Origin of the sequence: Streptomyces corynorhini (genome assembly GCF_003346515.1) — a bacterium.
Classification (GTDB): domain Bacteria; phylum Actinomycetota; class Actinomycetes; order Streptomycetales; family Streptomycetaceae; genus Streptomyces; species Streptomyces corynorhini.
In genome coordinates, this window is record NZ_QQNA01000251.1 from 20,901 (window position 1) to 29,608 (window position 8,708).

At 71.1% G+C, this 8,708-nt stretch carries 6 protein-coding genes; 1 reads left to right on the forward strand and 5 read right to left on the reverse strand.

Annotated elements, in window-relative coordinates; all coding sequences use genetic code 11:
• Positions 1-14: 14 nt before the first annotated feature.
• The 5 genes from DVH02_RS27205 to DVH02_RS27225 all read right to left on the reverse strand — a co-directional run bounded on the left by DVH02_RS27205 (position 15) and on the right by DVH02_RS27225 (position 5,850).
• Complete coding sequence (locus DVH02_RS27205) at positions 15-1,031, reverse strand: ABC transporter permease (RefSeq protein ID WP_114626509.1); 1,017 nt, start codon at positions 1,029-1,031, stop codon at positions 15-17.
• A gap of 5 nt (positions 1,032-1,036) precedes the next feature.
• Entirely contained in the window at positions 1,037-2,002 is a 966-nt protein-coding gene (locus DVH02_RS27210) for an ABC transporter permease (RefSeq protein ID WP_114626504.1), read from the reverse strand.
• A complete protein-coding gene (locus DVH02_RS27215) occupies positions 1,995-3,524 on the reverse strand; it encodes a sugar ABC transporter ATP-binding protein (RefSeq protein WP_114626505.1) in 1,530 nt (509 codons plus the stop codon). Before DVH02_RS27215 ends, DVH02_RS27210 begins: the two co-directional genes overlap by 8 nt.
• Position 3,525: 1 nt before the next feature.
• A complete protein-coding gene (locus DVH02_RS27220; protein WP_114626506.1) occupies positions 3,526-4,617 on the reverse strand; it encodes an ABC transporter substrate-binding protein in 1,092 nt (363 codons plus the stop codon).
• Positions 4,618-4,791: 174 nt separating this feature from the next.
• Positions 4,792-5,850 (reverse strand): LacI family DNA-binding transcriptional regulator, encoded by a 1,059-nt coding sequence (locus DVH02_RS27225; RefSeq protein ID WP_114626510.1) that lies wholly within the window; start codon positions 5,848-5,850, stop codon positions 4,792-4,794.
• Positions 5,851-6,059: 209 nt separating this feature from the next.
• Between DVH02_RS27225 and DVH02_RS27230 the strand changes: the two genes are divergently transcribed.
• The gene (locus DVH02_RS27230; RefSeq protein WP_114626507.1) at positions 6,060-8,645 is read left to right on the forward strand and encodes a PA14 domain-containing protein; all 2,586 of its coding nucleotides are present in this window, start codon (positions 6,060-6,062) and stop codon (positions 8,643-8,645) included.
• The last annotated feature ends 63 nt before the right edge of the window (positions 8,646-8,708 follow it).

Here is an 8,708-nt window from a genome sequence, read left to right on the forward strand (position 1 = left end):
CGGTGACCGAGGGGTCAGAGCATCCGGCGCCGTCGGCCCAGCCAGGTCTGCGCGATCACCACCAGGGCGAGGAAGGCGCCGCTGACGACCTGTTGATAGGCGGAGTCCAGCGAACCGATCTGATTGATGACGTTCTGGATGACCTTCAGCAGCAGGACTCCCACCAGCGACCCGCTGATGAACCCGAAGCCGCCGCTCAGCAGGGTGCCGCCGATGACCACGGCGGAGATCGCCTCCAGCTCCATACCGGTGCCGAGAATGGTCACCCCGGAGACCAGCCAGGCCGCGTTGAGCGCTCCGGCGAGCCCGGCGCAGAGCCCGGAGAGCGTGTACACGGCGATCTTCGTACGGGCCACCGGGGCGCCCATGAGGGCCGCCGCGTCCTCGTTGCCGCCCACCGCGTACACGTACTGCCCGAAGCGGCTGCGGCGCAGCGCCAGCGCGCCCAGCGCGAAGAGGGCCACCGTGATCCACACCGGTACGCCGATCCCGAGCAGGGTGTCCTGGCCCAGCCGCGCGAAGAACGACGTCTCGTCGACCAGATAGGTCGTCGAGCCCTCGTCGGTGACCGACAGCAGCACCCCGCGCGCCAGCAGCATCGCGGCGAGGGTCACGATGAACGGCGCGAGCCTGGCCCGCGCGATGAGCAGGCCGTTGACCATGCCGATCAGCCCGCAGACCGCGAGCGGGAGCAGCAGCGCGACCGCCGTTCCGTACCGCGACCCCCAGGCCGCGAGGACCCCGCCGAGCGCGAACAGCGACCCGACCGAGAGATCGATCCCGCCGGTGATGATCACGAAGGTCATACCGAGGGCCACCACGGCGAGGAACGCCGAGGAGACCGCCATGTTCGCCAGGTTGTCGCCGGTCGCGAAGGTGTCGAAGCCGACGGAGGCGGCGAGCGCCACCAGCACCAGCGTGACGAGCGCGCCGTGCTGCTGGGCGAGCGCGCTCAGCCGCTCGCCCCGGCTCGCGCCGAGCGGCTCCGCGCGCGCCGGAGCGGGCCCGCTCTCCTTCGTCGTGGTCCGCACAGCGGTCACCGCTTCCCCCGTTCCCGCGCCGCGTACACCGCGAGCACGATCACCACGGCCTGGGCGATCTGCGTCCAGGACGGCGGCAGATCGTGCTTGATGAGTGTGGCGGTCAGCAACTGGATCAGTACGGCGCCCGCCACCGTGCCGCCGATCCGGATCCGGCCCCCCGTCAGCGGCGTGCCGCCGACCACCACGGCGGTGATCGCCGACAGCTCCATCAGCGTGCCGAGCGAGGTCGGGTCGCTCGCCTGGAGCCTGGCGGTGGCCAGGACGCCCGCGATCGCGGCGAGCACGCCCGAGCAGACGTAGACGAGGATCAGCACCCGGCGCACCGGCAGCCCCGCCAGCCGGGCGGCCGGCCTGCTGTCGCCGATGGCCAGCAGCTGCCGGCCGAAGGTCGTGCGCCGTACGGTGAAGCCGACCGCCAGCGCCAGCGCGACCGCGATCAGCACCAGATACGGGAGTCCGAACAGGTCGCCGGAGCCGAGCGAGGCGAGCCCCGGGTCACGGACGTCCTTCAGCTGCGGCAGCAGCACCAGCGCGATCCCGCGCCCCGCGACCATCAGCGCGAGCGTCGCCACGATGGGCTGCACCCCGATGAAGGCGATCAGCGAACCGTTGGCGAGCCCGACGGCGGCCCCGCCGACGGCGGCCACGAGCAGCGCGATCCACGGCCCGTAGCCGAGATAGAGCGAGAGCAGGGACGTGGAGAGCGCCATCACCGAGCCGACGGAGAGATCGACGCCCTCGCTGCCGATGGCCAGCGCCATCCCGAGCGCCACGATCAGCACCGGCGCGACCTGAACCGCCTGGGTGCGGAAGTTCTCGGCGGACAGGAAGTGCGGGGTGAACGCGATGTTGGCGAGCAGCAGCACGGCCACGCCCGCGTACACGCCGTACTCCTGAAGGAACGTCAGCACCCGTGCCTTGTCCAGCGGCAGGCGCCTGGACACCGTCAGCTCACTCATCCGGGCCCCCTTCCCCGCCGGGGCCGCCCTGTGCGGCGATCGCGTGCAGCAGCCGCTCCCCGGTCACCTCGGCGCCGGTCAACTCCGCCACCACCGCACCGTCCTTGAGGACCACGACCCGGTCGGAGCCCTCGATCAGCTCCTCCATGTCGGAGGAGATCAGCACCACCGCGAGCCCCTCGTCGGCGAGTTCGTCGATCAGCCCCTGCACCTCGGCCTTGGCGCCGACGTCGATGCCCCGGGTGGGCTCGTCCAGGAGCAGTACCTTCGGCCGCATGGCGAGCCAGCGGGCGAGCAGCACCTTCTGCTGGTTGCCCCCGGACAGCTCGCCGACCCGCTGGTGCGGGCCGGACGCCTTGATCCGCAGCCGCTTCATGAAGGTGTCCACCACCCGGTCGATCCGGGCGTCGTCCACCAGCCCGAAGCGGGAGAGCCCGGGGAGCGCGGCCAGGGCGATGTTCTCGCGCACCGACAGGCCGGGCACGATGCCCTCGGCCTTGCGGTCCTCGGGCAGCAGGCTGATGCCCGCCCTGATCGCGGCGGGCGTGGAGCCGGTCCGTACCGGGGCGCCCGCCACCACCACCCGGCCCGAGTCGGTGGGGAGCGCCCCGGCGATCGCCCGCGCGGTCTCGCTGCGGCCCGAGCCGAGCAGCCCGCCCAGCCCCACCACCTCGCCGGGACGGACCGTGACCGACACCGACCGCAGCTGGTGACGGACCGTCAAGTCCGTTGCCACGAGGACCGGTTCACCGGCCGCCTCGTGCGCGCCGGAGAACTTGGTGAGCCCTTCGCCGCGCACCTCGCTCATCTCGCGCCCCAGCATCAGGGAGACCAGCCGCAGCCGGTCGAGATCGGCGATCGGGCCGGTGTGCACCCGCTTGCCGTCCCGCAGCACGGTGACGGTGTCGCAGACCTCGTACAGTTCGTCGAGCCGGTGGCTGACGTAGACCACCGCGATCCCGCGCTCCTTGAGCATCCGGATCACCCCGAACAGGGTGCGGACCTCGCGCGGTTCGAGGGAGGAGGTGGGCTCGTCCATGATGACCACCCGCGCGTCGACCGAGACGGCCCGCGCGAGCGCCACCATCTGCTGGGCGCCGACCCCCAGCGAGCGCAGCGGCCGCCGTACGTCCACCCGCAGACCGAGCCCGGCCAGCGCCTCGGCGGCCTCCCGGTGCATCCGGCCGAAGTCGATCAGTCCGAGCCTGCCGCGCGGCTCGCGCCCCAGGAAGAGGTTGCGGGCCACGGACATCAGCGGGACGAGGTTGACCTCCTGGTAGATGGTGGAGATCCCGGCGTGCTGGGCCTCCAGCGGGGTGGCGAACCGGACCGGCCCGCCGCGGAAGGTGATCTCGCCCGCGTCCGGCCGGTACACCCCGGTGAGCAGCTTGATCAGGGTGGACTTGCCCGCCCCGTTCTCGCCGATCAGCGCGTGGACCTCGCCGGGCCCGACGGCGAAGTCGACGCCGTCGAGCGCCCGCGCGCCGGGGAAGGACTTGGTCAGCCCCCTGACGGACAGCACGTCAGAAAGCCTTGTCCAGATCGGCCTCGGCGTTCTCGCCGGTGTAGGCGCTGTCCTGGATGACGATGTCCTGGTCGACCTTGTCGCCCTTGGTGAAGGTCTCCAGCGTCTCGAAGGCGAGCGGTCCGAACCGCGGGTTGGACTCGATGACCCCGGAGATCCAGCCGTCCACGATGGAGCGCACCGCGTTGCGGGTGCCGTCGACCGTCACGATCTTGACGGCGCCCGGCTTCTTGCCCGCGCTCTTGAGGGCGTTGACGGCGCCGAGGCCCATCTCGTCGTTCTCGGCGTAGATCCCGGTGATGTCCGGGTTGGACTGGATGAGCTGCTCGGTGACCTGCTGGCCCTTCTCCCGGGCGAACTCGCCGGTCTGCTCGAAGACCACCTGGAGGTCCGGGGCCTTCTCCTCGATCCGGTCCTTGAACCCCTTGGTCCGCTCCGTGGTGACGTTGTTCCCGGCGGCGCCGAGCAGGATGGCGACCTTGCCCTTCCCGCCGGTCGCCTCGATCATCCGGTCGGCCGCGCGGCTGCCCTGCTCGATGAAGTCCGAGCCGATGAAGCTCACGTAGTCCTTGCAGGGGGTCGCGTTGATCTTCCGGTCGATGGTGACGATCGGGATCTTCTTCGCCGCGGCCGCGCGCAGCACCGGACCCCAGCCGTCCGAGTTGAGCGGCGCGATCACCAGCAGGTCCGCGCCCTTGGCGATCAGGTCCTGGACGTCGCTGATCTGCTTGGAGAACTGCGACTGCGCGTTGGCCGTGAGGAGGGTGACGCCCCGGCGCTTCGCCTCGGCCTTGATGGAGGCGGTCTCGGCGATCCGGAAGGGGTTGGCCTCCTTCTCGGACTGGGAGAAGCCCACGGTCGCGGCGGACAGGTCGGACTTCTCGCCGCCGAACTGATCGACGGTGCAGGTGGCGGCCTTGCCCGCGCCGGGGGTGGCGACGACCTGGCCCCCGGCGCTGCCGGTCGCGGTGGCGGCGTCGCCGGCCTCGTCCGACTCGGACTTGGCACACCCGGTGAGCGCGAGGGCGGCGACCAGGCTCGTGGCGAGCACGGCGGTGGTGGTGGATCGGCGGACGGCGGAAGACTTCATGGCGGAACCCCATCTCGGCGCGGCCCCGGGCGAAAGGCGCACCGGGGTCCGGCTCGTACGGTCTGCTGGTCGGCATGGTCCTGCTGCGATCGTTCGATGGGTTTTTTACATCGTTGTACGGAGCCTGTAAACCCCACGCGTCATAACAGCCCCGCGGCGGCGGGGACTTCGGGGTCACCCGGCCGTCCGCGCCCGGCCGCCGATCGTGCTCTCCCGCTCCACCAGCCGGAAGTCCGCGCGCAGTTCGCGCGCGCCGCCAGGACCGGTGATCCCGTCCGTCCCGGCCGGGCCCGGCTCGCCGCGCAGCCGTTCCACCACGCACCGCACGGCGAGCCGCGCGATGGTGTGTTTGTCCGGCGAGATGGTGGTCAGGGTCACCGCGCCGTAGCGGCCCTCGCTGATGTCGTCGAACCCCACCACCGCGACATCCTCCGGCACCCGCAGCCCGCGCTCCGAGAGCACCCGCATCGCGCCGATCGCGATCGGGTCGTTGTACGCGAAGACCGCGTCCGGCCGCTCGCCCGCGTCCAGTACGGCCGCCATCGCGCTCGCGCCGTCCGCGTGCTCCCAGCCGCCCGTCGCGGCGACCAGCGAGTCGGGCGCGGTCAGCCCGGCCGCCGTCAACTCCGCCCGCCAGCCGCGCAGTCGCAGCTGGGAGGGCTGGTTGACGCGGTCCGTGCGGGCCCCCAGGAAGACGATCCGTGACCGGCCGAGCCCGAGCAGATGCCGCACCGCCGTCCTGGCCGCCGCGACATTGTCGATCGCGATGTGGTCGTAGGGCAGGTCGTACTCGCGCTCGCCGAGGAGCACCAGCGGGGCGTCGTGGTCACGGGCGAGCAGATCCTCGCGCTCCAGCTCGATCGGGCTGAGGATCAGCCCGTCGATGACCTGTGCCCGGAACCCCTGGCTGACGAGGACCTCCTGCGCGCGCCGGCCCCCGGTGTGGTCGAGCAGCACGGTGTAGTCGTGCTCGGCCGCCGCGTCGATCACCGCGCCCGCCAGCTCGGCGAAGTACGGATTGCCCAGCTCGGGGACTGCCAGCGCCAGGATTCCGGTACGCCCCTTGCGCAGATGGCGAGCCGTCAGATTCGGCCGGTAGCCCAGCTCGTCGATGGCCCGCTGCACGCGGGAGCGCATCGCGGGTGTGACATGCGGGTAGTTGTTGACCACGTTCGACACGGTCTTGATGGAGACGCCCGCGCGTTCCGCGACGTCCTTGAGGCTGACGGACACCGACACTTCCCCTCCGGGGCGGACCAGCGGGCCCGCCCGCTGGCCCATGTGCGCGCGATGTTGTACGGCGGGCCCGGGGTCGGCACATCGCGCTTGTCATGACCCTGGACAGTGAGCGGAACGGCGTGCTGTCATGCCAACTGCCGTTCCTTCCAACGTTGTACAGACTGACGCAGCGAGCCGCCACCCTCTCATCGCAAGGAGGACTTGTGCGCATCCGAAGAAAACTGGCCCTCTTGCTCGCCGCCGTTCTGGGCGTCGCCGGACTCACCGCCGCCCCCGCGGCCTCGGCCACGGACCCGCCCGTCGAGGCCCACGGCCTCAAGGGCGAGTACTTCACCCAGTCGGCTCCCGGAGCCTTCGACTTCCACGAACTCAAGGCCACGGCCTTCGACCCCACCATCGACTTCGGCAATCTGGAACCCCGGCTGACCGCCACCACCGGCCGCTCCACCGATGTCAGTGTCCGGTGGACCGGGAAGGTCGTGCCGGCCAGCACCGGCGCGCACACCTTCTCGATGATCGGCGACAACGGATTCCGGCTCTGGGTCGACGGCCGGCTCACCATCGACCACTGGGTCGACGACTGGGACAAGGAGCAGACCGCCCCGCCCGTCGACCTCACCGCCGGCCGCGCCTACGACATCAAGGTGGAGTACTTCCAGCACTACGGCGGCGCCAACCTCCATCTGCGCTGGAGCGAGCCGGGCGGCGCCAAGCAGCCCGTGCCCCAGTCGGCGTTCCGGCTGCCGGACGGCTTCGCGTACGACGGCGCCCTCGCCGCCACCGTACTGCCGGACGGCCGCACCCTGCGGCTCGACTTCGCCCAGAAGCTCGCCGCGCCCCGCCCCGGGGCCGTCGCCGGACTGCGGGCCGTCATCGGCGGCGCGGAATGGCCGCTGGGCACCCTGAAACGGGACCCGAAGGACGCCCGGCGGCTGCTGGTCACGCTGAAGGAGCCCGTCGTCGGCAAGGGCGGCACCGCCGACATCCGCTACGACGGCACGAGCGGCCTCGTCTCCCAGCAGGGCAAGCGGATCGAGGCGTTCTGGAGCAGCGGCCCGAACCACTCGGAGTACGAGCTGTCCACCCCCTGGGCCAAGGACGTCGGCCCGAAGAACGCCCACCCCGAGTACCCGCGCCCCCAGCTCACCCGCGACGCCTGGCAGAACCTCAACGGGTCGTGGCAGTTCGCCGCGGCGAAGAAGGGCGAGAGCCCGCCGGTCGGCAGGACGCTGGGCGAGAAGATCCTCGTCCCGTACCCCGTGGAGTCGCAGCTCTCCGGCATCGAGCGGCACGAGGACCGGATGTGGTACCGCCGTACCTTCACCGTCCCGGCCGACTGGCAGGTGGGCAAGGGCAAGCGGCTCAACCTCAACTTCGACGCCGTCGACTGGCAGGCCGAGGTCTACGTCAACGGCAAGAAGGTCACCGAGCACAAGGGCGGCTACGACCGGTTCACCGCGGATGTCACCGACGCGCTGAAGCCCGGCCGCACCCAGGAGCTGATCGTCGGCGTCTACGACCCCACCGACTCCAGGGAGGGCGAGAACCCGCCCATCGGCAAGCAGCGCCTCGACCCGAGCGGCATCTGGTACACCCCCTCCTCCGGGATCTGGCAGACCGTCTGGATGGAGCCGGTCGCGGCCGACCACATCGGCTCGCTGGGGCTCACCCCCGACGTACCGGGCCAACGGCTCGCCGTCGAGGTGCGCGGGCTGCGCGACGGCGTGCCGGTGACGGCCACCGCCTACGACGGCAAGCGCAAGGTCGCCACCGTCTCCGGCCGCAGCGGGAAGGCGCTGAGCGTGCCCGTGCGCGACCCGCACCTGTGGTCGCCCGACGATCCGCATCTGTACCGGCTGGAGGTGAAGGCGGGGTCGGACACCGTCGGCAGCTACTTCGGGATGCGCTCCGTCGCCGTCGAGAAGGTGAACGGCACCCCGCGCACCCTCCTCAACGGCAAGCCGGCCTTCCTGATGGCCACCCTCGACCAGGGCTTCTGGCCGGACGGCCTGCACACGGCGCCGACCGACGAGGCGCTCGCCTTCGACCTCAAGGAGCACAAGAGGCTCGGCTACAACTCCGTGCGCAAACACATCAAGGTCGAACCCGACCGGTGGTTCTACTGGGCGGACCGGCTCGGGCTCCTCGTGTGGCAGGACATGCCCGCCATGAACACGATCAACCCGAACGCGGAGTCCCGTGCCCAGTACGAGCACGAGATGAAGAAGATGATCGACCAGCACAGCAGCAGCCCCTCGGTGATCATGTGGGTGACCTTCAATGAAGGCTGGGGCCAGTACGACCAGGCCCGCGTCGCCGACCAGGCCAAGGCGTGGGACCCGACCCGGCTCATCAACAACATGAGCGGTGTCAACTGCTGCGGCGCGGTCGACGGAGGCAACGGCGACATCGCCGACGCTCACGGCTATCCGAGCGCGCAACTGCCCGCCCCCGACGGCAGACGGGCGCTGGTCGCCGGTGAGTACGGCGGCCTCGGCCTCGCCGTACCGGGCCACGCCTGGCCGGTCCAGCACACCTACGTGGGCGTCGACCAGGCCGCGTACACCGACGCCTACCTCGCCGAGCTGGCCAAGGTGCGCACCCTCGCCTGCCGGGGCGGCAACGGCGCGGTCTACACCCAGATCACCGATGTGGAGGGCGAGCTGAACGGACTGCTCACCTACGACCGCAAGGTGATGAAGCCCGATGTGAAACGGCTCAAGGCGGCCCATGACGCCCTGATCCGCGACGCCTCGGACCCGTCCTCGATGGAGTGCGCCACCTCCTGACCGACGACGCGTACGGCCCCGGTCCGACGCCTCCCCGCGACGGACCGGGGCCGTACGCGTCGT